We start from the raw sequence: 1,268 nt of genomic DNA on the forward strand, positions 1-1,268 counted from the left end.
CTGGCCTGCCCCCTGAAAAGTGGCCCTCGCTGAAGTAGGCTTTTTGAGCCTTTGGAGGATGCCGCGATGCCGCAGAAGAAGCACAAGCCTGAAGAGATCGTCGCGAAGCTGCGCCAGGTCGACGTGCTGTTGTCCCAGGGGCGCCCGGTCGCGGAGGCGATCCGGGCCATCAGTGTGACGGCGTTCACATATTACCGTTGGCGCAAGGAGTTCGGCGGCCTGAAGAGCGACCAGGTGAAGCGGCTGAGGGATCTGGAGAAGGAGAACGAACGGCTACGGAAGGCTGTCTCGGATCTGACGCTTGAGAAGCTCATTCTCAAGGAGGCTGCCTCGGGAAACTTCTGAGCCCCGCCCGCCGTCGCCGCTGCATCGACCACGCCATGATGAAGTTCGGCGTGTCGGAGCGGTTGGCGTGCCGGGTTCTGGGGCAGCATCGATCTACGCAACGCAAGGTTCCGAAGGGCCGCGCTGACGATGCGGCGCTGACCGCCGACATTGTCGAACTCGCCGCCCAGTATGGCCGCTACGGCTACCGCCGGATCGCGGCCATGCTGGAGACCGCCGGTTGGGCGGTGAACGTCAAACGTGTCGAGCGGATCTGGCGGCGGGAGGGACTGAAGGTGCCGGCCAAGCAACCGAAGAAGGGCCGCTTATGGCTGAACGATGGATCCTGCGTTCGGCTGCGACCGGAGTATCCCAACCATGTCTGGTCCTACGACTTTGTTGAGGATCGCACCCATAATGGCCGGAAGTTCCGCATGTTGAACGTGATCGACGAGTTCACCCGGGAATGCATCGCGATCCGCATCGACCGCAAGCTCAAGTCCACCGATGTCATCGACGTGCTGTCCGATCTCTTCATCCTGCGCGGCGTGCCCGGGCATGTTCGTTCGGACAACGGCCCCGAGTTCGTCGCTAGGGCGGTGCGGGAGTGGATCGCGGCGGTCGGCGCGAAAACGGCGTTCATCGAGCCTGGCAGTCCTTGGGAGAACGGCTATTGCGAGAGCTTCAACTCCAAGCTTCGCGACGAGCTTCTGAACGGCGAGCTGTTCTACAGCCTCGCCGAGGCTCGGATCGTCATCGAGGGCTGGCGTCAGCACTACAATACCCAGCGCCCGCACTCCTCGCTCGGCTACAAGCCGCCAGCACCGGTCGCTGTGGTCTGGCCGGCTGCGCAAACCCAACCCGCTTCGCCGGCCATCTCAACCGTGGCCGCCAAGCCCACCATGCACTAGATTAGAACCGGGCCACCTAACGGGGGCAGGCCA

At 63.3% G+C, this 1,268-nt stretch carries 1 protein-coding gene; it reads left to right on the forward strand.

Annotated features, from left to right (window positions below; genetic code table 11):
* Positions 1–66: 66 nt before the first annotated feature.
* A protein-coding gene (locus GV161_RS30855; protein WP_152013880.1) for an IS3 family transposase occupies positions 67–1,235 on the forward strand; the annotation gives its coding sequence in 2 pieces (ribosomal slippage) (positions 67–331 and positions 331–1,235; 1,170 coding nt in all).
* The last annotated feature ends 33 nt before the right edge of the window (positions 1,236–1,268 follow it).

This window comes from Bosea sp. 29B, assembly GCF_902506165.1.
In the GTDB taxonomy this organism is placed as follows: domain Bacteria; phylum Pseudomonadota; class Alphaproteobacteria; order Rhizobiales; family Beijerinckiaceae; genus Allobosea.